We start from the raw sequence: 25,242 nt of genomic DNA, 5'->3' as shown, positions 1-25,242 counted from the left end.
CAACCGGCATGCATCGCATCGACAAGTTCTATCTCGACGGCAAATGGGTGGCGCCCGCGGCGGGCGCCACCCAGGCCGATATCATCGACCCGGCCACCGAAGCGGTGGCCGGCAGGCTCGCCATGGGCACCGCCGCGGATGTGGACCGCGCCGTCGCGGCCGCGCGCGCCGCCTTCCCGGCGTGGTCGATGTCCACGCGGGAAACCCGGATCGCGCTGCTCGAGCGCATCATCGCCGCCTACCAGGCGCGCATGGCCGACCTGGCGCAGGCGGTGCGCCAGGAGATCGGCGCGCCGATCACGCTGGCCACCAACCTCCAGGCCGCCATCGGGCTGGCACAGTTGCAGGCGACGCTGCAGGCCCTGCGCGACTTTGCCTTCGAAAGCCCCCGCGGCAAGAGCCATATCCTGCGTGAAGCCATCGGCGTCGCCGCGCTGATCACGCCGTGGAACTGGCCGCTGAACCAGATCGCGGCCAAGGTTGCGCCCGCGCTGGCGGCAGGCTGCACCGTGGTGCTCAAGCCGTCGGAGATCGCGCCGCTGGATGCGCAGATCTTTGCCGAGATCATGGATGCCGCCGGCACGCCGCCGGGCGTGTTCAACATGCTCTATGGCGAAGGCCGCGTGGTGGGCGCCGCGCTGTCGTCGCATCGCGATGTCGACATGGTGTCGATCACCGGCTCGACCCGCGCCGGCGTGGAAGTGGCCATCAGCGCAGCCCCCACGGTCAAGCGCGTGGCGCAGGAACTGGGCGGCAAGTCGCCGCTGATCATCCTGGACGACGCCGACCTGCAGGCCGCGGTGACCACCGGCGTGGCACAGTGCATGGTCAATTCCGGACAGACCTGCGTGGCGCCCACGCGCGTCCTGGTGCCGCGCGCTCGCTATGAGGAAGCGGTGCAGATTGCGGCGGCGGTGGCCAATGCGGTCAAGGTCGGCGATCCGTCGGATCCCGAGACCAAGATGGGGCCGATCTCCAACCGCGGCCAGTATGACAAGGTGCAGCACCTGATCAGGGTCGGCATCGAGGAGGGTGCGCGGCTGGCTGCCGGTGGCCCGGGCCGCCCCGACGGCCTGGAGCGCGGCTTCTATGCCCGCCCGACCATCTTTGCCGAGGTGCGCAACGACATGACCATCGCCCGCGAGGAAATCTTCGGGCCGGTGCTGTGCCTGTTGCCGTATGACAGCGAAGAGCAAGCCGTGGCCATCGGGAATGACACGGACTTCGGCCTGGCCGCCTATATCGCCTCATCCGACCCGGCGCGCGCACGCAAGCTGGCGGCAAGGCTGCGTGCCGGCAACGTGCGCATCAATGGCGCGATGATGGATATCACCGCGCCGTTCGGCGGCTACAAGACTTCCGGCAACGGCCGCGAGTACGGCCCTGAAGGCATCGCCGAGTTTCTGGAAACCAAGACCGTGACCGGCTGAGGCTGCGAGCCCGTCGCTGGCGACGGCTCACCCCGCCACCGCCCGGCGCAGCGCCTCGCTGCAGCCGGGCGGTGTCGCTTGTGGGGCGCATGACGCCAGCCGCGGCGACGCTGCCGCGCTTGTCTGACACCGGCAGTCGGAAGCGTCCGACAGCCAATGCCTGCCGGCACGCTATCTTCGAGGGTAGCGCCAGGCCTTTTGCCGAAGCGCCCGGCTATGTCGACCCTGCCCGATCCCACCGCCTCTGCGCTGCCGCCAGCGACGCCCGTCCCGCTGCTGACCGACCACTGCCGGCCCGCGGCCGGCGACACCGCGCCGCCGGGCCGCGCCGCGGACGAAGTATCCGCCCCCGCGCCGGCCCTGCTGACCGACGAAGCCGTTGCCGGCGCGCTGCATCGCGCCAGCACCGCGCTGATGGTGCTGGCAGTGCTGTTCTCGCTGTACGCCGTGCATATCGCGCGCGATTTCCTGGTGCCGGTGATCATCGCGGTGGTGATGGCCTACCTGCTGGATCCGCTGGTGTCGGCACTGCAGCGGCTGGGGCTGCCGCGCACGCTGGCCAGCACCATCGTGCTGCTGGCGCTGCTGAGCGCCCTGCTGAGCGGTGCGTACCTGTTGCAGGGGCAGGTCGAATCGATGATCAACAGCTTGCCGGAAATGGCCAGCAAACTGTCGCGTTCCATCGGTGCGCTGCTCAGCGGCGATGACTCGATGTGGCAGAAGATACGCCGCGCCGCCACCGTGCTCAGCGGCACCGGCCAGCCGCCGCCGGCGCGCGGCACCCACGTGGTGGTGGACCAGTCGTCAGGCCAGATCAACAACATGCTGCTGGCCGGCTCGGTCAGCATCTTCACCATGGCGGCGCAGGCGGTGGTAGTCGTGTTCCTGCTGTATTTCCTGATGCTGGCGGGCGACACCTTCAAGCGCAAGTTCATCAAGATGGTGGGCACCACCATCTCGGAAAAGAAGATCAGCGTGCACATGCTGGACGAGGTCAACCGTTCCATCCGCCGCTACATGGGCATGCTGCTGGTGACCAACGCCGGCCTCGGCATCTGCACCTGGCTGCTGCTGAAATGGCTTGGGGTCGACAACGCCGGCAGCTGGTCGATTGCGGCGGCGGCGCTGCACCTGGTGCCCTACTTCGGCGCGCTGGCGATCGCCGTGTGCCTGGGCATGGTCACGTTCATGCAGTTCGGCACGCTCGGCATGGCCGCCGCGGCCGCAGGCGGCTCACTGCTGATCGCAACGCTGATCGGGTCGGTCATCACCACGTGGATGACTGGCCGCATGGCGCGCATGAATGCGGTGGCGGTATTCGTCGCCCTGCTGCTGTTCACCTGGCTGTGGGGCGTGTGGGGCATGCTGCTCGCGATTCCCCTGATCACCATCGCCAAGGTGGTCGCCGATCACATCGAGGGCATGGAAGTGGTCGCCGAGTTCCTGGGCGAGTGACTTTTTCCGCCACACCGCCGCGGGATTGCGCCGCTATACTGGAAGTGCGGATGCTGCACCACAGCATTTTGGTGCGGGCGGTTCGCGCGGAGGAAAACATGATGTCTTTATGCGACCTGTGCGAGTCGCAACTGGACCGTCCCGGCCATGTGCCGCCGCATCCGCGGCTGTCGATCTCGGCAACACTGAGGATGGCGAGCGGCCAGAATGCGTTCGTGTACCGTTGCGGCCACTGCGGCGAGACACTGCTGCTTGCGTCCCACGACGGCGACGCGCCGGACCGCTGGACACGGCTGGACGCCGACGGCTGGCGCTGACGGGCGCCATAGCCCTGCTGGCGCCGCCTTGATCCCGCGCAAGCCCGACCGCCGGTGGCGCCGACATAATGGGCCATCATGGCCAAGAAATTTCCTCTCTACCCCAGCCATCCCGAGCGCATTTGCTGGGGCTGCGACCAATACTGCCCGGTCGATTCCATGCGCTGCGGCAATGGCTCCAGCCGCACCCAGCATCCGGTTGAACTGCTCGGCGAAGACTGGCTTGAATGCGGCGACTGGGGCATCGAGGCGCCGTCGCCCGCGGCACCGTCCGGGACCACCCCCTAGGGAGCAGGATTACAATCGTTGTCTCCGGCTTAACGATAAGACCCGGCGCCACCGCCGGCATCCACCGAGACAATCATGCTGAACCTCCAGGACTCCTCGCTGCTGCGGCAGCAGTGCTTTATCGACGGCCGCTGGATCGATGGCGAGCGCCGCATCGACGTGACCAACCCCGCCACCGGCGAGCGCGTGGGCCAGGTGCCGCAGCTGGGCGCCGCGGAAACCCGGCAGGCGATCGAGGCCGCCAATCGCGCGCTGCCGGCGTGGCGCGCCCGTACCGCCAAGGAGCGCTCGGCGCTGCTGCGCAAATGGTTCGAACTGATCCTGGCCAGCCAGGAAGACCTGGCCCGCATCATGACCGCGGAGCAAGGCAAGCCGATTGCCGAAGCGCGCGGCGAGATCGCCTACGCGGCCTCGTTCATCGAATGGTTTGCCGAGGAAGGCAAGCGGGTCTATGGCGATACCATTCCCGCCCCAGTGAGCAACCAGCGCATCGTGGTGACCAAGGAGCCGGTCGGGCTCTGCGCCGCAATCACGCCGTGGAACTTTCCCGCCGCCATGATCACTCGCAAGGCCGGCCCGGCGCTGGCGGTAGGCTGCACCATGGTGCTCAAACCCGCCTCTCAGACGCCGTTGACGGCGCTGGCACTGGTGGCCCTGGCCGAGCGCGCCGGCATTCCCGCTGGGGTGCTGTCGGTGGTGACCGGCTCGGCCAGCGCGATCGGCGGCGAGATGAGCAGCAATCCGCTGGTGCGCAAGCTGACCTTCACCGGCTCGACCGAAGTCGGACGCGTGCTGATGGCGCAGACCGCTTCCACCATCAAGAAGGTGTCGATGGAACTGGGCGGCAACGCGCCCTTTATCGTGTTCGACGATGCCGACCTCGACGCCGCGGTGGAAGGCGCGATCGTCTCCAAGTACCGCAACGCCGGCCAGACGTGCGTCTGCGCCAACCGCATCTACGTGCAGTCCGGCGTGTACGAGGCGTTTGCGCAGAAACTGGTGGCCGCGGTGGCGGCGCTTAAGGTGGGCAATGGCATGGAGGACGGCGTGCGCATCGGCCCGCTGATCGACGACAAGGCCGTGGCCAAGGTGGAAGAGCATATCGCCGATGCGCTCGGCAAGGGCGCCCGCCTGCTGCAGGGTGGCCAGCGCCACGCGCTCGGGCATTCCTTCTTCCAGCCGACCGTGCTGGCCGACGTCGCGCCCGGCATGCTGGTCGCGCGCGAGGAAACCTTCGGCCCGCTGGCGCCGCTGTTCCGCTTCGACACCGAGGACGACGTGGTGGCCATGGCCAACGATACCGAGTTCGGCCTGGCCAGCTACTTCTATGCGCGCGACCTGGGCCGGGTCTGGCGTGTCTCGGAACGGCTGGAATACGGCATGGTCGGCGTCAACACGGGCCTGATCTCGAACGAGGTGGCGCCGTTCGGCGGCGTCAAGCAATCGGGCGTGGGCCGCGAAGGCTCGCATTACGGCATCGACGATTATCTGGTGATCAAGTACACCTGCATGGCCGGCATCTGAGCCGGCCAAGCGTCAGCGCGGCGCGCCGGCGGGGCCGCGCGGCTGGGCTTGCGCGGCCGCCAGCCGGCAGTTGTCCCGAAAGCGCGCGATCTGGTCGTGCACGTGCTGCATCTGTTCGATCTGATAGATGGCGCGCTCGGCGCTGTAGCGGGTGCCGAACTCATACAGCGCCCCGTCCGCGGCACGGGACAAGCCTTCGAGCGCCTGTGCCAGCGCCCGCCCCTCCACGCTGCGATGTCGGCGCAGGCGCCACGACAGGGCTTCCTGGCCCTGGTCCAGCAGGTTCTGCTGCAGGTAGCCGAGCCGCTCGGCAAGGCCCTGCGCGTCATGCAGCGCTGACAGATAAGCGCAGACGACCGCGAGGCGCTGGTGCATCTCGCCGCCGGCCAGCAGTTGGCGCGCACAGCGACTCCATGCATGCGCCTCGAGCCCATGGTCCGGCCCGCTGCTTTCCCGCACATGGATGGACAGCGGCAGCACCGACACCGAAAGCCCGGGTGGCAGCACGCTGGTGAAGCGGCTGGCGATGGCCTGCTGCAAGGCCCGGTCCAGGGCGCAGCACGCCTGGATGTCGGCGTCGACATAGAAGTCGAGCGCCGGCTGCCGCCCGGGTCCGGCCGAAACCACCGCGCGCACCGGCGGGAGCCCCGCCATGGCCAGCGTTTCCAGGCCGGCTTCGATGCAGCGCTGTTCGGCGGCCTCGGCGCCGAGGGCCTGGACGATGTCCTGCATCTGCAGCGTGCCGGCAAGTTCGGTGCGCTCTGCCGCGGGCGGCCACCCGCCCCGGCGATCAGCGGTCGTGGTCATCCGCTTCAGATCGACATGCGTCATCGCATTGCCCGTCATATACCCTCCGATTCCAGAAGTCATGTCTTAATCCTGCGCCGAGGCCATCACGATGGCGGCGTGCATGCCTTGCAAGGCGTGCGGCGGCTCGGGTCCGGTCAGCGCGGCCACCAGCAGGCTGTTCTCCAGCCGGAAGCGGTACAGCATCAGGTTGGAACGCGCCAGCGCCACGGTTTGCGGCGACGTCAGCGATGCCAGCACGCGGCCCTCCTCCGGGCCAAGGCCGAGCCGGAACAGCGCCTCGGCTTGGTTCTCGCGCAGCAGCCGCTGTGCCAGCAGCAGGTAGGACAGGTTCAGCGCCTCGATCTGCCGCAGGGGGTCTGCGTCCGGTGGCTGGGCTAACTCCGGAACGTTGGCGCTGGCTGGCGGGGCTGGTTCCATGTCAGCCGATGTCCTGCGGTGACGCCCGGCGCGCGATGGGCGCTTGGGGCGCCTGCGCCAGGATCATCGGGCGCGAAGCAATGGCCCGCAGCGCGGGCTTGTCGAGCAGCGTGATGGTGCGGTGCCGTACCGTGATCAATCCGACTTCGGCCAGCCGCGAGAACTGCCGGCTTACCGTTTCCAGCGTCAGGCCGATAAAGCTGCCGATCTCTTCCCGGCTCATGCGCAACACAAAGGCCGACGACGAAAAGCCGCGCAGCGCGAAGCCGTCCGCCAGCCACAGCAGGAACGTTACCAGCCGCTCTTCGGCCGTCATCAGCGCCAGCATGGTCTGCACCGCCCGCGCGCGCTGCAGCTGGCCGTCCAGTGCCAGCAGCAGTTGCCCCCCGAGCGGTGCCAGGCTGGCCGCGGCCTGGTGCAAGGCGTCCACCGCGAACAGGCACAGCTTGGTATCTTCGAGCGCGGTGGCGTAAGACGCATAGTGCGGGCGCACCAGGCTGTCCAGCCCGACCATGTCGCCGGGAAAGTGGAAGGCCAGCACCTGGGTGCGTCCGTCTTCGGTGGTGACATGGGTCTTGACCGTGCCGACGCGAATGGCATAGACCGCGGTCACGGGGTCTCCCAGCAGGTACAGGAACTCCCCCTTGCGCAGGCGGACCATGCGTTGCGCGGTGTCGGCACCGGCCGGGCCGCAAGCCTTCTGCCCCAGTCCGCATGCTGGGCAGGAGCCGGCCATCTGGCAACACATGCTGCACGGCATGGCTTCGCGTTGCGGCGGGCGATCATCGGACTGTGTCATCGGCGCTGGGGGATGGAAGACCTGAGAAACCTCGTGCGTCCATTTTATGGAGCCCCCCTGGCCAGACAATCCGTACATTCTGATTCGCAGAACGGAAGCGTCTGACGCTTCCGTTCTGCGGGCCGCCGGGACGTCCGTGCTGCACTTGGCCATGCGGCCGGGTGCAAGGGACGCGCAAGCAGGGGTATCCTTACCGCACTACAAGGATCCGATGCGCCGCCGTAGGCCGGCACGCCGCCCAAACCATCTCCATGACAAGACGCCCCGACGATCCGCAACCCCGTGCCGGCAACGCCAACAGCCCCCAGCCGGATGGCCCGGACGACCGCCACGCGGCGGACACCCCCTACCGGACGCTGGTGGAATCCGTACAGGACTACGCCATCTTCACGCTCGACGTGGGCGGCCATGTCTCCAGCTGGAACAAGGGGGCGGCCCGCATCAAGGGGTACCGGCGCGAGGAGATCCTGGGCAAGCATTTCTCGCAGTTCTATACGCCCGACGCCGTAGCCCGGCGCTGGCCCGACGCGGAGCTGAAGGCGGCCGCCGAGCTGGGCCGCTTCGAGGACGAGGGCTGGCGCGTGCGCAAGGACGGCAGCCGCTTCTGGGCCAACGTCGTCATCACCGCCTTGCGCAACCCCGAGGGGCAGTTGATCGGCTTCGGCAAGGTCACGCGCGACCTGACCGAGCAGCGCCGCGCCGCCGAGGCGCTGCGCCAGAGCGAAGAATCGCTGCGCCTGCTGGTGGAGGGCGTCAAGGATTACGCGATCTTCATGCTCGATCCCGGCGGCCATATCGTCAGTTGGAATTCAGGCGCGTCCTATATCAAGGGCTATCGCCGCGACGAAATCATCGGCCGGCATTTTTCGCTGTTTTATCCGCAGGAAGACCTTGCCGCGGGCAAGCCGGCCCGGCACCTGGACCTGGCCCGGCGCGCCGGGCGCATCGAGGACGAAGGCTGGCGAGTGCGCAAGGACGGCTCGCTTTTCTGGGCCAATGTCACGCTGACCGCGGTCTACGACGATTCACGCGCGCTGCGCGGCTTTGCCGAGGTGACGCGCGACATGAGCGAACGCCGCCGCCGCGAGGAACTGGAACGCTCCAGCCAGCGCCTGAACGAATTCCTCGCCACGCTCTCGCATGAGCTGCGCAATCCGCTGGCGCCGGTGCGCAACGCGCTGACGGCGATGCGGCTGGCGCCTGCGGACGGCGCGCTGGCAAACCAGAGCCTGGCGCTGATCGAACGGCAGGTGACACACCTGAGCCGGCTGGTGGACGACCTGCTCGATATCGGCCGCATCACCTCGGGCCGGATCGAACTGCGCACCGGCCCGGTCGAATTCAACGAGATCATTGCGCTGGCGCTCGAGGGGGCGCGGCCCGCGCTCGATGCCAAGGCCCAGCGCGTGGACCTGCAGGGCTCATCCGGCACCATCCGCATGGATGCGGACCGGACCCGGCTGGTGCAGGTGATGCAGAACCTGGTGCTCAATGCGTCGAAGTTTTCGCCGCCCGGCACGGTCGTGACCATCACCACCGCCGCGCAGAACCGTACCCTCGAGGTCCGGGTGACCGACCAGGGCCGGGGCATCTCGCCGCACGCCCTCGAGGAAATCTTCCAGCTGTTCGTGCAGGAAAGCCGGCCGGGCACCGATGTGCATGGCGGGCTGGGCATCGGCCTGTCACTGTGCCGCTCGCTGGTGGAACTGCACGGCGGCACCATCGCGGCCAGCAGTGCCGGGCCAGGGCTGGGCAGCACCTTCACGGTACGCCTGCCGCTGCCCGCCGCGCGCCAGTCCGACGACCCGCACGGCGCCATCCTGCCCGCCACCGTGCCGGACAAGCCTGACCTGCAGGCGCAGCGCATCCTGCTGGTCGACGACAACCGCGACGCCGCCGACAGCCTGGCCATGCTGCTCGAGATGTGCGGCCACGAGGTGACCATTGCGTACGATGGCTCCGAGGCCCTGCACGTGGCGCCGCGCTGCCGTCCGCATATCGCGCTGATCGACCTGGCCATGCCGGGCATGGACGGCTATGAAGTCGTGCGCGCCATGCGCGGCGTGGCCGGCACCGAGTCCACCCGTTTCGTCGCGCTGACCGGCTTCGGCCAGCCGGCCGACCGCCAGCATACCGAAGCGGCGGGCTTCGATGCGCACTTGGTCAAGCCGGTCGAGCTGGAAACCCTGTTCGGCACCATCGCGCGGCTGCGCCAGCCTGACTGACCGGCGCGGCAGCGGGGCCGAACGCGACCTTCGCCAATCCCGAACACGCCCGCGCCGCCGCTGCGACACACTGACGCCCGTTCCATCGCAACCGACGACAGAAAGGAGACAGCGATGCAGGGTTGGATCAGGCGTGCGGCCACGGGGCTGCTGTTTGCATGGGCGGCCGCGGCCGCCGGCACCGCACTGGCGGACTATCCCGACAAGCCGGTGCGGCTGGTGGTGCCGTTCCCGCCGGGCGGGGCCACCGACCTGCTCGCGCGCGAGATCGGCAACGCGCTGTCGGCGCGGCTGCACCAGCCGGTGGTGATCGACAACCGGCCCGGCGCCGGCGGCAACCTGGCGGCAATCGCCGTGGCGCGCGCCCCGGCCGACGGCTACACGCTGCTGTTCGGCACCTTCGGCTCGCTGGCCGTGAACAAGAGCCTCTATGACAAGCCCGGCTACGACCCGCTCAAGGACTTCGCGCCCGTGGCGTCGGTGGCCTACCTGCCCAACGTGCTGGTGGTGCATCCCAGCGTGCCCGCGCGCACCGTGCCGGAACTGCTGGCGCTGGCGCGCAAGGAGCCGGGCAGGCTGACCTACGGCTCGTTCGGCAACGGCTCGTCGTCGCACCTGGCGGGCGAGCTGTTCACGCACCTGGCGGGTGTCAATATCACGCATATTCCGTACAAGGGCAGCGCCGCGTCGATGACCGACCTGATCGGCGGGCGCATCACCATGATGTTCGACAGCGTCTCGACGGCACTGCCGTATATCCGCGACCAGCGTGTGCGCGCGCTGGCGGTGACCACGCAGAAGCCGTCGGAGCAGCTGCCCGGCGTGCCCACGCTGGCCGCCGCCGGCGTGCCCGGCTACGAGCTGACCGCATGGTTTGGCGTTGCCGCGCCGGCGGGCACGCCTAGGGCCGTGATCGACCGCCTCAACGGCGAGATCGTGGGCGCGCTGAAGCAGCCGGACCTGGCCGCCAAGCTGGCCAGCCAGGGCACGGTGCCATTCCCCGCGACGCCGGCGCAGTTCGGCAGCTATATCCGCGCGCAGTACGAGAAGTGGGACAGCCTGATCAAGTCCGCCAATATCAAGCTGGATAACTGACGCCTGGCCTCAGGCGGCGTCCGGCGCGCCGAAGCGCCACGACAGCCGGGCCGCCGCCTGCCGCACCAGCGCGGCGGTGGCGCCTTCGTTGCCGCTGTCAAAGCTGCCGCTGGAACCCATCACCGCGATCACCAGCGCCAGGCTGCCGGTGTGGTCGAACACCGGCGCCGCCAGGGTGTCGATGCCCGGCACCGGGTGGCTCAGCGCATTGTCGATGCGCGCCGCGCGCACCTGCGCAAGCCGGGCGGCGTAGGCCGGATCCAGCTTGCCGCCGGCCCCAAGCACGGTGGCAGGGCTGGTGCCCGCCAGGCGCAAAGCATCATGCTCCAGCAGGCCCGCCAGCACGTTGGCGGGCAGGTACGCCGCCACGGTGCGGCCGATCGCGGTGTGGACCAGCGACAGCACCGTGCCCACGCGCAGGCTGACATGCTGCGGCCGCGCCGACTCTTCCAGCCGCACCACGGTGGGCCCCAGCGGGCCCAGCACCGCCATGGCCACGCTCAGGCCCGTGGTCCCGGCCAGCTCGATCACCTCCGGTTCGGCCTCGCGCGTCGGCGACAGCCGCTGCAGCGCGATCAGCCCCAGCTCCAGCGCCAGCGGTCCGCACAGGTAGTTGCCGGCGGCATCGCGTGCCAGCAGGCCGGTCTTCTGCAGGCTGACCAGGTGCGGGAAGGCCTTGGCCGCCGGCATGCCGGCGGCCAAGGCCAGGTCGCGCAGCGGCAGCGGCCGCCCGGCGGCGACCAGCGCGCCGAGCAACTGGCCGGTGCTGTCGAGCGACTGGATGCCGCGCTGCGGCTTGCCGCCCTCGATCTCCTGCGGGCTTTCGTTCGCGCCGCTCATGCCGGCTCCCCCTTTGCCTGGCGCAGCGCCGCGCCGATCTCGGCGCCCGCCGCCAGCAGCGCCCGCGCCGCCGCGCCGTGCCAGCCGACATCGATGGCGCCGGTCGATCCCACCAGCGTCAGCACCAGCCGCAGCGCGCCGCCACCGTCCAGTACCGGCACGCTGAGGCTGCTGACGGCCGGGCTGGGGGCATCGATGCTGCGCTCGATGCCGCGTGCGCGAATCTCCGCCAGCCTGGCGCTGAACGCCGCCAGGTCTGCCTCGGTGGCATCCGGTTGCTGCGCATGCCACAACGGCTGCCACTGCGCTGGCGGCTGGAACGCGCAGAACACGCGGCCGGTGGCGGTGGCGCCCAGCGCCATCACCGTGCCGACGTGCAGGTTGACGTGCAGGGGCGCGCTGGCCGGCACATAGCGCACGATGGTCGGCCCCTGCGGGCCGGCCAGGCTGATCGCCACGCTGAAGCCCAGTGCCTGCGCCAGCGCGTCCACGCGCGGCAGCGCGGCGCGCCAGGCGGAGTCCTGCTCCAGGTGCAGCAGGCCCAGGCGCAGCGACAGCGGTCCGGGTTCGTAGCGGCCGGACAGGTGGTCGCGCTTGATCAGGCCCAGCCGCGCCAGGCTGACCAGATAGGCATGCGCCTGGGCCGGGCCCAGCTGTGCGGCATCGGCCAGCGCCGCCAGCGGCATCGGCACGCGCGCCGCGGCCAGCGCCGCCAGCAGGCGCGCGCCCACCTCCACGCTCTGGATGCCGCGCTGCGCCTTGTCGGCACGTGGCGCCGGGCCGCCCGCCGGCGTTGCCGCTGCCCCCGTCCTGGGTCTGCCCATTGCGGTCCTGTGTGATCGGAAAACCCGGATATTAATCGAACGCCTCCCCGATCCGGGCTAGCGCGGGTTTACCCGGCCCTTCGCGCCAACGGCTTTTTCATCGCCCCTGGTATTTGTCATAGACGAATCATTTCGCTATTGATTAATTTTCCAAGCTTTCCTAAGATGGCATTACCCCGTCGCGACACGGCTTCATCCAGCCGTGCGACATCCGGAAATCCAAACGAACGGGGGCGAGACAGCCAGCGCCATGCCGCCCGCCTTCCGCGGCCGTGCCGTCTTGCCTCCCCCACAAAAGGAAAGACGCCATGTCCAAGGCATTTGCATCGCAGGCCGACCTCGAAGCCAAGCAGATCACCTTCACCCAGCTGTCCGAGAACGCGTGGGCCTATACCGCCGAGGGCGATCCCAACTCCGGCGTGGTCATCGGCGATGACGGCGTGCTGATCGTCGACACCACGGCCACGCCGGCGATGGCGCAAGACCTGATCGCGCGCATCCGCACCGTCACCGACAAGCCGATCAAGTACGTGGTGCTGTCGCACTACCACGCCGTGCGCGTGCTGGGCGCTTCGGCCTACTTTGCCGAGGGGGCGCAGCAGATCATCGCCAGCCGCGGCACCTACGAGATGATCGTCGAGCGCGGCGAGGCCGACATGAAGTCGGAGATCGAACGCTTCCCGCGCCTGTTCGCCGGCGTGGAGACAGTGCCCGGCCTGACCTGGCCGACGCTGGTGTTCGACAAGGAGATCACGCTGTTCCTGGGCAAGCTGGAAGTGCGCATCGCCCACCTGGGCTCGGGCCACACCAAGGGCGATACCGTGGTCTGGCTGCCGCAGCAGAAGGTGCTGTTTTCCGGCGACCTGGTCGAGTACGACGCCGCCTGCTACTGCGGCGACGCGCAGCTGGCCGAATGGCCCGCCACGCTGGATGCCCTGCAAGCGCTGAACCCCGAGAAGCTGGTGCCGGGCCGCGGCCCCGCGCTGACCACGCCCGATGACGTGAAGAAGGGCATCGCCTACACCAAGGACTTCGTCACCACGCTGTACAAGGCCGGCCAGGAAGCGGTGGCGGAAAAGCTCGACCTGAAGGCCGCGATGGCGCACACGCGCCGCGCCATGGACCCCAAGTTCGGCCACGTCTTCATCTACGAGCACTGCCTGCCCTTCGATGTCTCGCGCGCCTACGACGAGGCCAGCGGCATGCGCCATCCGCGCATCTGGACCGCCCAGCGCGACCAGGACATGTGGGCCGCGCTGCAGGACTGACGCCGGACCGCCAACAAGCCATCGCGCATCAGAGCAACCAGAGTGGAGGGAGACACAAGCATGAGCAGCATCGACTACCAGCGGCTGTCGTTCGCATACCAGCCCTGCGCGGATCAGCAGCGCGCGGGGCAATCCGCTGACGCCGCGCCTGCGGCAGTGCATCCGGTGGTCGTGGTCGGGGCCGGCCCGGTCGGGCTGGCCACCGCCATCGACCTGGCGCAACGCGGCGTGCGCGTGGTGCTGGTGGATGATGACTGCACCCTGTCCACCGGTTCGCGCGCCATCTGTTTTTCCAAGCGCACGCTGGATATCTTCGACCGCCTGGGCTGCGCCGAGCGCATGGTCGAAAAGGGCGTGCGCTGGCATGTCGGCCGGGTGTTCCTGCGCAACGAGCAGGTCTACAGCTTCGACCTGCTGCCCGAAAGCGGCCACCGCCGCCCGGCCTTCATCAACCTGCAGCAGTATTACCTCGAAGGCTTCCTGCTGGAGCGCGCGCAGGCCCTGCCCAATATCGAGATCCGCTGGCACAACAAGGTGGTCGGCGTGGAAACACGTGGCCTGCCCGAAGCCGGCGTGGTGCTGACCGTCGAGACGCCCGATGGCTGCTACCCGCTGGCGGCGCGCTACGTGGTGGCCGCCGACGGCTCGCGCAGCCCGATGCGCAAGCTGCTGGGCCTGGACAGCAAGGGGCGCACCTTCCGCGACCGCTTCCTGATTGCCGACGTCAGGATGGAGGCGGATTTCCCGGCCGAGCGCTGGTTCTGGTTCGACCCGCCCTTCCACCCCAACCAGTCGGTGCTGCTGCATCGGCAGCCGGACAATGTCTGGCGCATCGACTTCCAGCTGGGCTGGGACGCTGACCCGGTGCTGGAGAAAACCCCCGAACGCGTGATCCCGCGGGTGCAGGCGCTGCTGGGCAAGGACGTCAAGTTCGAGCTGGAATGGGTCAGCGTCTATACCTTCTCTTGCCAGCGCATGGACAGCTTCCGCCACGGCAATATCCTGTTCGCCGGCGATGCCGCGCACGGCGTCTCGCCGTTCGGCGCGCGCGGCGCCAACAGCGGCGTCCAGGACGCCGAGAACCTGGCGTGGAAGCTGGCCTACGTGCTGCAGGGCCATGCCAGCGACCGGCTGCTGGACACCTACGCCAGCGAGCGCGAATTCGCCGCCGACGAGAACATCCGCAACTCCACCCGCTCGACCGACTTCATCACGCCCAAGAGCGCCGCCAGCCGCGTGTTCCGCGACGCGGTGCTGGCGCTGTCGCGGCGCCATGCGTTCGCGCGCGCCCTGGTGAACAGCGGCAGGCTGTCGGTGCCGGCGGTGCTGCATGGCTCGCCGCTGAACACTGATGATGCCGCGCCGGATGCTGCCGGCAAGCTGGTGCCCGGCGCGGTCTGCTGCGATGCGCCGGTGTCCGGCGTCGACGGCGCGGGCTGGCTGCTGTCTTACCTGGGCGGGGATTTCACGGTGCTGGTGTTCGCCAATCCCGAGGCGATCGATTCCGGCACGCTGGCCGACCTTGCCGCACTGAAGCAGGCCGGCGCGCCGCTGCAGCTGGTCTATGTCACCGACGCCGCGCAGCCGCCGATGACCTGCACCCACGCCACCGTGCTGCGCGACGACGAAGGCCTGGCGGCCGCGCGCTACGGCGCCGCGCCCGGCACCTGCTACCTGGTGCGTCCGGACCAGCATGTGTGCGCGCGCTGGCACCGTCCCGACCCTGCCGCGATCCGCGCCGCGCTGGCGCGCGCCACCGGCGCCGACCTGCGCGCGCCGCAGCCGGGCCGCATGGCCGCGTGATCGCCTGCCCAGACCCACGGAGATAGCCATGCCCCATCTGCTCAACACCCAACCCAACCTGGCGCGGCCTGACGACTTCTACGAAGCGCTGATCGACATGCACCGCGACCTTGACGATGCCCAGAGCCAGGCCGCCAACGCGCAGCTGATCCTGCTGCTGGCCAACCATATCGGCGACCACGACGTGCTGCTGGCCGCGATGGCCGAAGCGCGCGCGGGCGCCATGGCGGCGCCGGCCACGACACCGGCCGCCAAGCCGGCCTGACCGGAAAGCCTGGCGCCGCACCTGCGCCAGGCTGCTTTCACCACGACATCCCGGGCCAACGCGCACCAGACGCGGCCCATTGGCGGCATCCGCCCGGCTGCCTGCCGCCGCAGCCACCACCGCACGGAGACAACACGCATGAGCCATCCGGTCTCAGGGGAGCTTTCGTCCCTATCGTCCCTTTCCAGCCTGGCGCCTCCCGCCCCGGCCCCCGCAACCCTGGCCGCGCGCGACAAGGACGCGCTCTACCGCAAGGTCTGGCTGCGCATCATTCCCTTCCTCTTCGTCTGCTACGTGGTGTCGTTCCTGGACCGCATCAACATCGGCTTCGCGCAACTGCAGATGAAGCAGGACCTGGGCTTCAGCGACGCCATGTACGGCCTCGGCGCCGCCGTGTTCTACGTCGGCTACGTGCTATGCGAGGTGCCCAGCAATATGCTGCTGGCGCGCTTCGGCGCGCGCCGCACCTTCACCCGCATCATGGTGCTGTGGGGCGCGGCGTCGGTGGCGATGATGGCGGTGTCGACACCGGCGCAGTTCTACACGCTGCGCTTCCTGCTGGGCGTGTTCGAGGCGGGCTTCTTCCCCGGCATCGTGCTGTACCTGACCTACTGGTTCCCCGCGCGCCGGCGGGCCGCGGTGATGGCGATCTTCTTCGCCGGCGTGGCGGTGGCAGGGGTGCTGGGCGGGCTGGTGTCCGGCTGGATCATGCGCGACATGGCGGGCGTGCTGGGCCTGCAGGGCTGGAAGTGGATGTTCGCGATCGAAGGCGCGCCGGCGGTGCTGCTGGGCCTGGTGGCGGCGCGCGTGCTGGTTGACAGCCCGCAGCAGGCCGGCTGGCTGAGCGAGCACGAACGCGCCTACCTGTTGCGCGACACCGCCGCGCAGGCCCATGCCGGCGGCCATTCGCTGCACGCGCTGCGCCAGGTGTTGCGCAACCCGCGCGTGTACCTGTTCGCCTTCATCTATTTTTCGCTGACCTGCGGTTCGCTGGCGCTCAGCTTCTGGATGCCGCTGATGATCCGCGATTTCGGCGTGACCGATGTGATATCGGTCAGCCTGTATTCGGTGGTGCCGAATGCGGTCGGCGCCGTCGGCCTGGTCGTGATCGCGCGGCACTCGGACCGCACCGGCGAGCGCCATCGACATTTTCTGCTGTGCACGGCGGGCGGCGCGCTGGCGCTGGCGGCGCTGACGCTGCCGCTGCCGGGGCTGGCCGCGATGCTGGCAATCCTGTCGGTGGCGGCGGTGCTGATCTTTGCCGCGCTGCCGGTGTTCTGGGCGCTACCGCCGGGCTACCTGCCCGGAGCCGGCAGCGCCGCCGGAATCGCCTTCATCAGCAGCATCGGCATTACCAGCGGCATCGTCAGCCCGTGGGTGATCGGGCAGATCAAGACCCGCACCGGCAGCCTCGACCATGCCCTCTACCTGCTGGCGGCACTGCTGCTGGCAAGCGGCCTGGCCATGTGGCTGGGCGTGCCAAAACCGCCCGCGCGGCCTGCGTGAAAATGGCCTCGGGGAACCTCAATACCGGATAGTCCGCACCCGCCGGGTGCGGCGTTCAGTGAGATCGGCCGCAGGGAATCACGGAGGCGATTTCCTCCCGCATCACCTCGACCACATCGTCGATTTCGAGCCCTTCGGCCGTGACCAGCACGTCCTGTCCGCGGCCGATGGCGTAGACCACGCCGCGCCAGCGGCCGGGCTCCACGGCCTCGCACAGGCGGATATTGAATTCGGTGTCCTGGTCCTGGCTATACACCGTCACCAGGTCGCCCACCTGGGGAGTGCGCACCGCTTCTCCGTCGAACGCCCGGGCCACCACGGTCACCGGCGACTGCGTCAGCCCCCTGGCAAATCTTGCACGCATGGTCCGCTCCTCTGATTGCGATCCAAGTCCAGCTTACAAGAGGCCACACAAATAACCAGGGATTTCCACCGGAAAGTGGAACCAGAAGCGCTTCGCGCCTGTCAGACGCCGCCGGATAGACAGCGCGCGCGGATCGACCACAATAGAAGGACCGATATCCGAGGAGACCCGACATGGGCAGCAACATACACGTCGTTCCGCACGACGAAGGCTGGGACGTCATCCACGAGGGCGCACGCTACGCCGAATCGCACCACGCCACCCAGGAAGAGGCGGTCGCCGCGGGCACCACGCAGGCGCAGCGCGAGCACGTTGAATTGCTGATCCATGGCCGCGACGGCCAGATCCGCTCGCGCAACAGCTTTGGCCACGATCCCCGCGCCATCCACGGGTGATCCGCGGCGGTTGCCGTAACGCCGAGGTGCCGGCACGCTGCCGGGTGCCCGCGCGACCATGCCACAACACCGGGCCGACCCACACGCCGTGGCCGCGATCGCGGCCGCGACCGTGCCGTGGCCGGCGGTTGACCAGGCGGCCGCGAGCCCTCTCACCGGCCCCTTTGCCCACGCTGCCGCGGCGCTGGCCGATCGGCTCGCCGGGCACCGCCTGGTGCTGCTGGGCGAGAGCACGCACGGCACCGCCGAGTTCTATCACGCACGCGCCGCGCTGACCGCGCACCTGGTGGCGCGGCACGGCTTCCGCATCATCGCGGTGGAGGCGGACTGGCCGGACGCCGCGGCAGTGGACCGCCACGTGCGCGGCCGCCAGGCGCAGCCTGCCGAATCTCCTGCTGCCGCCTTTACGCGCTTCCCGGTCTGGATGTGGCGAAACCTGGAGGTTGCGCGCTTTATCCGCTGGCTGCACGCGCACAATGCCGCGCAAGCGCCCGCCCGGCGCGCCGGCTTCTTCGGCCTCGATATCTACAGCCTGGCCGCGTCGATGGCGGCGGTGCTGGCTTACCTGGAAGGCGTCGATCCCCGCGCCGCGCAGGCCGCGCGCGAACGCTACGCATGCCTGGAGCCCTGGCGGCGCGACCCGGCGCGCTATGGCCGCGCCGTGCTGCACGGCACCCATGCGGACTGCGAGGACGCGGTGGTCGAACAGCTGCAGGCCTTGCTCGACAAACGCCTGGCCTATGCGCGCGCGGGGCATGAAGACTTCCTCGACGCCGCGCAGAATGCGCGCCTGGTAGCCTCGGCCGAACGCTACTACCGCGTCATGTACCACGGCAGCGACGACAGCTGGAACCTGCGCGACACGCATATGTTCGAGACCCTGGCGCAACTGCTGCACGCCCATGGGCCGGAATCGCGCGCCGTGGTCTGGGCGCACAACTCGCATATCGGAGATGCCGCGCACACCGAGATGGGCATCAACCAGGGCCAGCTGAATATCGGCCAGCTATGCCGCGAAGCCTTCGGCGACGCCGCCGTGCTGGTCGGCTTCAGCACCTACGACGGCACCGTGGCGGCGGCCACCTCCTGGGACGGGCCGATGGAAATCAAGCAGGTCAGGCCCGCACGGCCGGACAGCTACGAGCACCTGTTCCACGCCGCCGGCCATGCGCAGGGCTGGACTGATTTGCGTGGTGGCGGCAGTGACGGCAGCGCCGTGCAGGCTGAACTGCGCGAGCTGCTGATGCCGGCTCGGCAGGAGCGCTTCATCGGCGTGATCTACCGACCGGACACTGAATTGCAGAGCCACTACGCGCACGCCATCCTGCCGCGCCAGTTCGACGTGCTGGCGTGGTTCGACCGCAGCAGCGCGGTGCCGGCGTTGCCGGCACCGCCTGCGCCGGGCGCGGCAGAGACCTGGCCATCCGGTCTCTGAGACGCTTGCCAGGCCCCGGCTGCTGGCGCAGGTTACTTGCGGGTCTTCGGCGCCTTGGGCTCGGAGGCCGGATAGTCATACCGTTGCGGCGATTGCGGCCCCTCGTTGACGGCGGGGCTGGCCGGGGTGGCTGGCGTTGCCGGCGTGGCGCGGGTGCCGGGGCCGCCCGGGGTGGCGGGCGTGGCCGGCGTAGCGGGCGTGGCGCGGCGTGTGTCGCCCTGGCCCGGCATGACATCCGAGGCCGACGTGCCCGGCGCGCGCGTGTCAGCGGGAGGGCGCGTGGTGGTGGTCTGGGCCCAGGCTGGAACGCTGAGCAGCGCGAGCAGCGCAAAGATCGCAGTGTGTCTCATGACAGTCTCCTTCCTCGTGAACGGCCAGCGGCGTGCGGCAGCGGCCGGAAATGGCTCCTGTGCGAAACCCATGCCAGCGCGCCCCGGTCAGCCCCCGGTGCGGTCAGGCTCGACCTTGATGTGATTGACGACGTCGCGCACGCCGGCACTCGCGCGCACGCAGGCCTCGACCGCGTCGCGGTCAGCGGCGCTGCCGATCGCGCCGCGTAGCGTGATGCGGCCTTGCACCACGTCCAGCGCAATCTCGCTCAGGTCGAGTCCGGTCTCCCACAGGCGCGCGCACAGCGATGCCTGCAAGGCCGTGTCCGCCGCGCCGGCGGCGTGGCCGCGCGGATTGTCCGTCTTCAGCGAATCGGGCATGGGCAAGGTTTCCGCGCGACGGCCTCAATACATGCGCATGCCGTGGCCGGGGTGGGCCTCCGACCCGGCCGGCCGTGCCACGCGCAAGTGGTTGACGAGGTCCCTGACGCCGAAGACCTCATCGGCAATATCCTCGATGCGGTACTTCTGGTGCCGCTCCGGGACGCTGCCCTCCAGCGTGACCACGCCCTGCTCGACCCGCACCTCTACCTCGTTCAGGTCCAGCCGGCCACTGCGCGTCAACTGCTCGCACAGGTCTTCCAGGATCCGTTCATCGCTGCGCTGGTAGTTGCGCGGCCCGACCGGCCGCCGGTGCTCCGTGCCGCCGCGGTAGAGGTCCATGCGCTCGTTGTAGCCGGTGAACTGGCGGTAGGGATCGGTCATGTCCCGCGGTCGCGCGGCCTGGGTATCGTGCGGCCGCCATTCTCCCGCATCGCGGCCGGGGCCAAACTCGCCGGGGTCCACCGGCTGGTCATAGTCATAGACGCCATAGGCACCCACGTAGTGGCTGCGCATATCGGCCTCGGGCACGGCACTTTCGTGCCATGGACGGCCGCGCCAGTTGTCTCTGCGATCCATCGTTGCCTCCGTTGGTCCCGCCGCACTGGCCAGCGGGCTTGCTGTCACCGGTTGCGCTACTTCTGCCGCGGCGGCACCAGGTCCTGGTCGGGCTGGCGCAGTTCGCCGCGGCGCAGTTGCGCCACCGCGCAAGCCACCGCGCGCGCCACGTTGTCGACTTCGCCCTGCACGCCGATGTCCTGGTCCAGCGCGACGTGGCTGGTGGCATACGGCTCGTAGTAGCCGATATACCGGTCCAGCCGCGCCTGGGCGCCGGCATCGACCAGTCCCATCCAGTCCAGCCAGTCCGACAGCGCGCGGCGCACGCCTTCGATGCCGGCGACGTCGCCATGCACCACCAGTCCGTAGGCGCGCCCGGACAGGTGCTTGGGATAGTCCCAGCCCGACAGTTCGATCGCCTTGGCACGCACCACGTCCTTGCCATGCGTGGTGGTGGGGTCCGGGTTGCCGCCGTCGGCGCACACCAGCCGGTCCATCATCAGCTTGAGCGGGCTGCTGGCCTGGTACCAGTACACCGGCGTGACAATCAGCACGCCGTGGCAGGCCGCCCAGCGCGGGTAGATCTCGTTCATCCAGTCATTGACCTGGCCCAGCGCATGATTGGGGTAGCAGCTGCACGGCCAGTGGCACAAGGGCATCGCGGTCGATACGCAGCCCTTGCAGGGATGGATGTGCAGGTGCGCGTCGGAGGTGAGGCGGCTCAGGTCGAGCAGGTCGACCTCGATGCCCTGCGCTTCCAGCTGTTCGCGCGCACGCCCCGCCAGGCGCCAGGATTTCGACATCTCGCCAGGGCAGGTGTAGTCATTGCGCGAGCCCGCGCAGACCAGCAGCACGCGCGAGCGGGTGGCGGGATCGGCTTGGCGCTGCTGGGCCACGCGCACCGCCTCGCTGGTGGCGCGCCATTCGTCGGAGAGGTCGTAATCCGGGTCGGCATAGCCTGCGCCGGCCTTGTGCGTAAGGGGTGCCTTGCGGCCTTCCTGGTAGGCCTGCCACGCAATGCGCTCGAGGCGATCCAGGGCTTCGTCCTCCTGACGGTAGGCGGCATCGGTAAAACGGGCCAGGAAGCGCTGGCGAAAGACCTCGCGCGGCAGCGCACTGGTTACCTGGCCCTTGCGCACGTCCTCGGGGTCGCCAGCGTGGCGCGGCGCGCGCGGCGCATCGCGCCAGGGCCGGTCCGGGGGCGTGCGCGGCTTTGGCGGCTGATCGGGCATGGCGGTCTCCGTACAGGTCATTGCGCGCAGACATGCAAGATGAGCGCCACCGCCGCGCCACGTGTGCGCTGCGCGCGGCGCGCAGCTTTTACAGGCGCGGGCCGCCGCTGCATGTACATTTTTCCCCGCATTTCAATCCGCCGGTGCCAATCCCCGGCGCGTGCTTTCCTGCAGCACAGCCGGGTGTGGCAGCGACGGAGCTGGCACGAAACCTGCCGCCTTGGCGGGAAATCGACTGCGGATATCGCAATGGAGAGCATGCAAGTGATTGCCGAGGCGATGCGCGGAGTGCTGGGCGACGGCGACGACCTGGCCTGGTGGCAGGCCGGCGTACGCGCCGCCCTCGTTTTCGCCGGCACCTGGGCCTTGCTGCGGCTGGCCGGCCGGCGTGCCTTTGCGCAGAAGACCTCGTTCGACCTGTGCATCGTGCTGCTGCTGGGCGCGGTGCTATCGCGCGCGGTGGTCGGGGCGACGTCGTTCCCGGTGGCCTTTGCCGCGGCGCTGGTGCTGGTGCTGCTGCACCGGGCCGTGGGCTGGCTGTCGAGCCGCTCTCCCGGATTCGACCGCGCCACCGCTGGCGACGCGCTGGACCTGATGCGGTCGGGTGAGCTGGACCGCGAGCGCATCCGCGGCGCGATGCTGACCGAGGAAGATCTCAAGGCGAATCTGCGCGCGACGCTGCAGACCGACAGCTTCGATGATCTCAGGCGGGTGGTACTGGAGCGCGATGGCAAGGTCACGTTCGTTCGCGCGCAGCGGGCGGAACCCGCGTCCGCGCCGCCACGCACGGCCACCGGTTCGGTCCCACGCGGCAACGGTGTGCCGGCGCGGGCATCGGGAGCGCGGCGATGAGCCATGGCGGCGCTGGCGGCAGCGACAACCTCGGCATCGCACGCTACCTGCTGCGCCATGGGCTGCGCGTGGTCACGGCGGAATCCTGCACCGCGGGCCTGATCGCCTCGCGCATCGCCGAGGTGCCCGGCTGCGGCGACGTGTTGCGCTGCGCGATCGTGGCCTACTCGCCGTCGGCCAAGGAGCAACTGCTGCACGTCCCGCGCGAGACTATCCGGCGCCATGGCCTGACCAGCGAGGCGGTGTCGCTGGCGATGGCGCGCGGCGCCATGCAACTGACCGGCGCGGATCTCGCGATCGCCAACACCGGAGTTGCCGATGGCGGCGGCGACGGCGATATCCCCGCCGGCACGCAATGCTTTGCCTGGGTTTTCCGCCGCCCCGGCCATGCCGCGCACGACGTCGTGTCGCACGCGGCGGGGATTGCGGCCTTTACCGAAACACGCCGCTTTGCCGGCGCGCGCAACGCCGTGCGTGAAGCCGCCGCCGACTGGGCCCTGGCCCGAATCTGCCACTACCACGAACTGGCGCGCAGCGGGCAAGGCCGTGACGCGCGCGCATGAATCGCCGGCGCGCCGAAACGGCACGCCGGCAACCCCGAGGGCCCTGGGCCCGACCGACGTAGTCTTGCAATGGAGACCATCATGAAACGCACTCTCGCTACCACGGCACTGGTCGTCGGCACCGCGCTCTGCCTGCCGGCCTTTGCCCAACAAGCACCTGCCTCACCGAACGCGCCCAACCCGAGCGTGCCGCCGATCGAAGGCGCCCCCGCCACGCGCAACCAGCCGGCCGCCACCGACATGGGCGCCGCTTCCGGCCCGGGTGCCAAGGACACCATGAAGAAGTCCAAGTCCAAATCGGACAAGGCATCGAACACCGCGCGCAGCAAGAAGCCACGCGAGCAAGGCGCGCCGCCCGCACCGACCGCCGACGCGCCAAGCGGGCCCAAGGGCGATTCGCCGAATCCGGCGCCGAAGCAGTAAGCGCCCTGAGGCGTCTTTACCTGCCACGTAACCTGCCACGCCCGCAGCCGGATGCGATGATCCGGTCGCCGGGCGTCGCGGGAACTCAGCCGCCACCGCGCATGGCCCGCGTCGCCTGCGCCAGCAGCGCTTCGCGTTCGCGCCGGCGCCAGCGGACGCAGCGCCATAGCTCCTCCAGGTAAGGCAGACCCGCCAGCAGCAGCACGGCCACCAGCAGGCCGGCCAGATAACCTGGCGGCAGTGGCTCGGCCTTCAAGGCCAGCGCCAAGCGCGCCGGCTCGGTCCCGCGTCCGAACAAGGCCAGGAACTGGTCCCAGTGCAACACCACCACATATGACGCCGCGGCCAGGGGCAGCACTTCGAGCAGGCTGTGCATGTGCTGCTCGACGGGTGCGATGTGGCGGCGCTTGCTGGCGTAATGCACGTCCCACCATGCGGTGACTTCATGCACCACCAGTGCCGCCAGCACCACCGCGATCACCAGCGCGTTGACTTCCAGGAACACCACCAGCAGCAGCGGCAGGCCCACTTCGGCCAGCATCAGCATGTGCAGCAGGGACTCGGCGACGCCGGCGTTGCGTTCGATCTGCGTAACCCGGTGGCACAGCCAGTCGCCCAGGCCCGCCAGCAGCCACAGCGGCACCAGCCCGTACATCAGTACGAGCCGGGCAGCATGTTCGAAGGCATGGAGGTCGGCCGGCATGGCAGTGCTGGGTCCCGATGCAGGCCGGGCTACGGCCGCGCCTGCGGCACGCGGTACTGCTGTCGCAGCACCCGGAACAGTTCGTGGTTCACCTGCACGCCGCGATACTGGCGCCGCACCACGGCGCGCACGCGCGAGCCCAGCACATGCGTGCGCAGCGCCCGCGCATAGCGCCGTTGCACGGCGTGCTCGCGCTTGCTGATGGCCTGCACGATGGAACGGTCGGAACTGTGCTTGCCGATGCCGCCCGCCCCGGAGGCCGGACAAGCGGCCGGCGCGGGCAATGCTTGCGGCACCTCGCCCAGGTCGAGCAGGCACGCCTGCAGTTCATGCGCGGCCTGCGCAAACGCATTGGCGCGGCTGGTCAGCACGGACTTGAGGTGGGGGTTGGCCGCGGCCGTGGCGGCGCGGCGGCAGCCCAGCTCGCCCTCGCGCGAGGCCGCGAGCAGCGCGTTGAGCAACACGATTCTTTTCTTCGCCATGGCACACCTGCCCTGGTCCGCAGGCGGACCGTGAAGTCAGCGATCGGAGCCGGCGGCTGCCGGCGGCTGCGCGTTGGCGCCGGGCATGCGGCGCATGCCGGACTGGTCCAAGGATAACGGCTCGGCCCGCGTGGCGCCAGTTGCGCCCGTTGCAGGGAAGGCGCGCTGCGCGGCGGCCTGCCACGCCTTGCGCGCCTCGCGCATGCCGCGCAGGTTCATGGCGATCAGGGCCAGCTGCAGCACGATCAGCGCATAGGCGTCGCCGTGCCAGCCCCACGCAATCCACAGCACGTTGCTGGCGAGGAACACCCGGAAGCCGGTGCGCCGCCGCGCGATCGATCGCGAACCGACCAGCCAGGTCGCCAGTACCGTCACCACCATTGCCGGCCATTGCGCCGCCTCCAGCCATTGATCCATGGGTCCCCTTTTGATGGCTTGCCACCGTGCCGGCAATGGCACGCACAGGCGCACAGGGGCAAGAAACATACCGGGAACTCACCGGGCCTGCACCGGGCGCGCGGCCTTGCGCGTTATTTCCATCGGCGCGGCAGCCACCAGTAGTTTTTACAAGCTGCGGCAGAACCGGCACATGCGCTGCCGCGCCGCACGGCCTTGCAGTGCCTCGCCGAACCGTCCCCTCCTGGCGCGCAGGCGCGCTG

General features: G+C 69.4%; 29 protein-coding genes. 16 read left to right on the top strand and 13 right to left on the bottom strand.

Going from position 1 to position 25,242, the window contains the following annotated elements; translation table 11 throughout:
- Positions 1–8: 8 nt before the first annotated feature.
- From ACOCMH_RS08035 to gabD, 5 genes are all read left to right on the top strand, one after another.
- The gene (locus tag ACOCMH_RS08035; protein ID WP_427306379.1) at positions 9–1,430 is read left to right on the top strand and encodes an aldehyde dehydrogenase family protein; all 1,422 of its coding nucleotides are present in this window, start codon (positions 9–11) and stop codon (positions 1,428–1,430) included.
- Positions 1,431–1,646: 216 nt separating this feature from the next.
- Positions 1,647–2,885: an AI-2E family transporter gene (locus ACOCMH_RS08030; RefSeq protein ID WP_427306378.1), complete on the top strand. Its 1,239-nt coding sequence runs from the start codon at positions 1,647–1,649 to the stop codon at positions 2,883–2,885.
- Between the two features lie 101 nt (positions 2,886–2,986).
- The gene (locus tag ACOCMH_RS08025) at positions 2,987–3,202 is read left to right on the top strand and encodes a hypothetical protein (protein ID WP_427308399.1); all 216 of its coding nucleotides are present in this window, start codon (positions 2,987–2,989) and stop codon (positions 3,200–3,202) included.
- Between the two features lie 78 nt (positions 3,203–3,280).
- Complete coding sequence (locus ACOCMH_RS08020; protein ID WP_427306377.1) at positions 3,281–3,490, top strand: DUF3079 domain-containing protein; 210 nt, start codon at positions 3,281–3,283, stop codon at positions 3,488–3,490.
- Positions 3,491–3,565: 75 nt separating this feature from the next.
- Complete coding sequence (gabD, locus tag ACOCMH_RS08015) at positions 3,566–5,014, top strand: NADP-dependent succinate-semialdehyde dehydrogenase (RefSeq protein ID WP_427306376.1); 1,449 nt, start codon at positions 3,566–3,568, stop codon at positions 5,012–5,014.
- Positions 5,015–5,026: 12 nt separating this feature from the next.
- On the opposite strand, the gene ACOCMH_RS08010 is transcribed toward gabD, so the two are convergent.
- Genes ACOCMH_RS08010 through ACOCMH_RS08000 form a run of 3 tightly spaced genes read right to left on the bottom strand, consistent with a single transcriptional unit; the run spans position 5,027 to position 7,040 of the window.
- Complete coding sequence (locus ACOCMH_RS08010; RefSeq protein WP_427306375.1) at positions 5,027–5,884, bottom strand: hypothetical protein; 858 nt, start codon at positions 5,882–5,884, stop codon at positions 5,027–5,029.
- 3 nt (positions 5,885–5,887) lie between these two features.
- Positions 5,888–6,241, bottom strand: a complete 354-nt coding sequence (gene flhD, locus ACOCMH_RS08005; protein ID WP_427306374.1) for a flagellar transcriptional regulator FlhD — start codon at positions 6,239–6,241, stop codon at positions 5,888–5,890.
- 1 nt (position 6,242) lies between these two features.
- Positions 6,243–7,040 carry a Crp/Fnr family transcriptional regulator gene (locus ACOCMH_RS08000; protein WP_427306372.1) on the bottom strand — a complete coding sequence of 266 codons (798 nt, stop codon included), beginning with the start codon at positions 7,038–7,040 and terminating at the stop codon, positions 6,243–6,245.
- A gap of 251 nt (positions 7,041–7,291) precedes the next feature.
- Here ACOCMH_RS08000 and ACOCMH_RS07995 point away from each other — a divergent pair, with 251 nt between their 5' ends.
- Complete coding sequence (locus tag ACOCMH_RS07995) at positions 7,292–9,265, top strand: hybrid sensor histidine kinase/response regulator (RefSeq protein ID WP_427306370.1); 1,974 nt, start codon at positions 7,292–7,294, stop codon at positions 9,263–9,265.
- Positions 9,266–9,379: 114 nt separating this feature from the next.
- Positions 9,380–10,360 carry a Bug family tripartite tricarboxylate transporter substrate binding protein gene (locus ACOCMH_RS07990; RefSeq protein WP_427306369.1) on the top strand — a complete coding sequence of 327 codons (981 nt, stop codon included), beginning with the start codon at positions 9,380–9,382 and terminating at the stop codon, positions 10,358–10,360.
- A 9-nt stretch (positions 10,361–10,369) separates the two neighbouring features.
- On the opposite strand, the gene ACOCMH_RS07985 is transcribed toward ACOCMH_RS07990, so the two are convergent.
- Both ACOCMH_RS07985 and ACOCMH_RS07980 read right to left on the bottom strand, forming a co-directional pair.
- Positions 10,370–11,200, bottom strand: coding sequence for an IclR family transcriptional regulator (locus ACOCMH_RS07985; protein WP_427306368.1), 831 nt, complete (start codon positions 11,198–11,200; stop codon positions 10,370–10,372).
- A complete protein-coding gene (locus ACOCMH_RS07980) occupies positions 11,197–12,024 on the bottom strand; it encodes an IclR family transcriptional regulator (RefSeq protein ID WP_427306367.1) in 828 nt (275 codons plus the stop codon). Before ACOCMH_RS07980 ends, ACOCMH_RS07985 begins: the two co-directional genes overlap by 4 nt.
- A gap of 308 nt (positions 12,025–12,332) precedes the next feature.
- Here ACOCMH_RS07980 and ACOCMH_RS07975 point away from each other — a divergent pair, with 308 nt between their 5' ends.
- The 4 genes from ACOCMH_RS07975 (at position 12,333) to ACOCMH_RS07960 (ending at position 16,866) form a co-directional block, all read left to right on the top strand.
- A complete protein-coding gene (locus ACOCMH_RS07975) occupies positions 12,333–13,292 on the top strand; it encodes an MBL fold metallo-hydrolase (RefSeq protein WP_427306366.1) in 960 nt (319 codons plus the stop codon).
- Between the two features lie 60 nt (positions 13,293–13,352).
- The gene (locus ACOCMH_RS07970) at positions 13,353–15,095 is read left to right on the top strand and encodes an FAD-dependent oxidoreductase (protein ID WP_427306365.1); all 1,743 of its coding nucleotides are present in this window, start codon (positions 13,353–13,355) and stop codon (positions 15,093–15,095) included.
- A gap of 28 nt (positions 15,096–15,123) precedes the next feature.
- On the top strand, positions 15,124–15,360 hold the full coding sequence (locus tag ACOCMH_RS07965; protein WP_427306363.1) for a DUF2783 domain-containing protein: 237 nt from the start codon (positions 15,124–15,126) through the stop codon (positions 15,358–15,360).
- Between the two features lie 138 nt (positions 15,361–15,498).
- Positions 15,499–16,866, top strand: a complete 1,368-nt coding sequence (locus ACOCMH_RS07960; RefSeq protein ID WP_427306361.1) for an MFS transporter — start codon at positions 15,499–15,501, stop codon at positions 16,864–16,866.
- A gap of 55 nt (positions 16,867–16,921) precedes the next feature.
- Here ACOCMH_RS07960 and ACOCMH_RS07955 read toward each other — a convergent pair whose 3' ends face one another.
- Positions 16,922–17,230, bottom strand: coding sequence for a hypothetical protein (locus tag ACOCMH_RS07955; RefSeq protein ID WP_010814535.1), 309 nt, complete (start codon positions 17,228–17,230; stop codon positions 16,922–16,924).
- 173 nt (positions 17,231–17,403) lie between these two features.
- Here ACOCMH_RS07955 and ACOCMH_RS07950 point away from each other — a divergent pair, with 173 nt between their 5' ends.
- Both ACOCMH_RS07950 and ACOCMH_RS07945 read left to right on the top strand, forming a co-directional pair.
- Complete coding sequence (locus ACOCMH_RS07950; protein ID WP_116358764.1) at positions 17,404–17,625, top strand: DUF2188 domain-containing protein; 222 nt, start codon at positions 17,404–17,406, stop codon at positions 17,623–17,625.
- Positions 17,626–17,683: 58 nt separating this feature from the next.
- Positions 17,684–19,060: an erythromycin esterase family protein gene (locus ACOCMH_RS07945; protein WP_427306359.1), complete on the top strand. Its 1,377-nt coding sequence runs from the start codon at positions 17,684–17,686 to the stop codon at positions 19,058–19,060.
- Between the two features lie 32 nt (positions 19,061–19,092).
- On the opposite strand, the gene ACOCMH_RS07940 is transcribed toward ACOCMH_RS07945, so the two are convergent.
- The 4 genes from ACOCMH_RS07940 to ACOCMH_RS07925 form a co-directional block, all read right to left on the bottom strand.
- A complete protein-coding gene (locus ACOCMH_RS07940) occupies positions 19,093–19,410 on the bottom strand; it encodes a hypothetical protein (RefSeq protein ID WP_427306358.1) in 318 nt (105 codons plus the stop codon).
- Positions 19,411–19,497: 87 nt separating this feature from the next.
- The gene (locus ACOCMH_RS07935) at positions 19,498–19,770 is read right to left on the bottom strand and encodes a BON domain-containing protein (RefSeq protein WP_427306357.1); all 273 of its coding nucleotides are present in this window, start codon (positions 19,768–19,770) and stop codon (positions 19,498–19,500) included.
- Positions 19,771–19,794: 24 nt separating this feature from the next.
- On the bottom strand, positions 19,795–20,349 hold the full coding sequence (locus tag ACOCMH_RS07930) for a BON domain-containing protein (RefSeq protein ID WP_427306356.1): 555 nt from the start codon (positions 20,347–20,349) through the stop codon (positions 19,795–19,797).
- A gap of 56 nt (positions 20,350–20,405) precedes the next feature.
- Positions 20,406–21,560: a flavodoxin family protein gene (locus ACOCMH_RS07925; RefSeq protein WP_427306355.1), complete on the bottom strand. Its 1,155-nt coding sequence runs from the start codon at positions 21,558–21,560 to the stop codon at positions 20,406–20,408.
- Between the two features lie 249 nt (positions 21,561–21,809).
- On the opposite strand from ACOCMH_RS07925, the gene ACOCMH_RS07920 reads away from it, so the two are divergent.
- The 3 genes from ACOCMH_RS07920 (at position 21,810) to ACOCMH_RS07910 (ending at position 23,398) form a co-directional block, all read left to right on the top strand.
- Entirely contained in the window at positions 21,810–22,412 is a 603-nt protein-coding gene (locus tag ACOCMH_RS07920) for a DUF421 domain-containing protein (RefSeq protein WP_427306354.1), read from the top strand.
- Positions 22,409–22,975 carry a CinA family protein gene (locus tag ACOCMH_RS07915; RefSeq protein WP_427306353.1) on the top strand — a complete coding sequence of 189 codons (567 nt, stop codon included), beginning with the start codon at positions 22,409–22,411 and terminating at the stop codon, positions 22,973–22,975. Before ACOCMH_RS07920 ends, ACOCMH_RS07915 begins: the two co-directional genes overlap by 4 nt.
- A gap of 81 nt (positions 22,976–23,056) precedes the next feature.
- Complete coding sequence (locus ACOCMH_RS07910; protein WP_427306352.1) at positions 23,057–23,398, top strand: hypothetical protein; 342 nt, start codon at positions 23,057–23,059, stop codon at positions 23,396–23,398.
- 85 nt (positions 23,399–23,483) lie between these two features.
- Here ACOCMH_RS07910 and ACOCMH_RS07905 read toward each other — a convergent pair whose 3' ends face one another.
- Genes ACOCMH_RS07905 through ACOCMH_RS07895 form a run of 3 tightly spaced genes read right to left on the bottom strand, consistent with a single transcriptional unit; the run spans position 23,484 to position 25,000 of the window.
- A complete protein-coding gene (locus ACOCMH_RS07905) occupies positions 23,484–24,101 on the bottom strand; it encodes a diguanylate cyclase (protein ID WP_427306351.1) in 618 nt (205 codons plus the stop codon).
- A gap of 29 nt (positions 24,102–24,130) precedes the next feature.
- The gene (locus tag ACOCMH_RS07900) at positions 24,131–24,583 is read right to left on the bottom strand and encodes a PA2169 family four-helix-bundle protein (RefSeq protein WP_427306350.1); all 453 of its coding nucleotides are present in this window, start codon (positions 24,581–24,583) and stop codon (positions 24,131–24,133) included.
- Positions 24,584–24,619: 36 nt separating this feature from the next.
- Complete coding sequence (locus ACOCMH_RS07895) at positions 24,620–25,000, bottom strand: hypothetical protein (protein ID WP_427306349.1); 381 nt, start codon at positions 24,998–25,000, stop codon at positions 24,620–24,622.
- Positions 25,001–25,242: the final 242 nt, after the last annotated feature.

The organism is Cupriavidus sp. H39, from assembly GCF_050271075.1.
GTDB classification, from domain to species: Bacteria; Pseudomonadota; Gammaproteobacteria; order Burkholderiales; family Burkholderiaceae; genus Cupriavidus; species Cupriavidus necator_B.
This window is presented reverse-complemented; position numbering and strand designations above follow the sequence as displayed.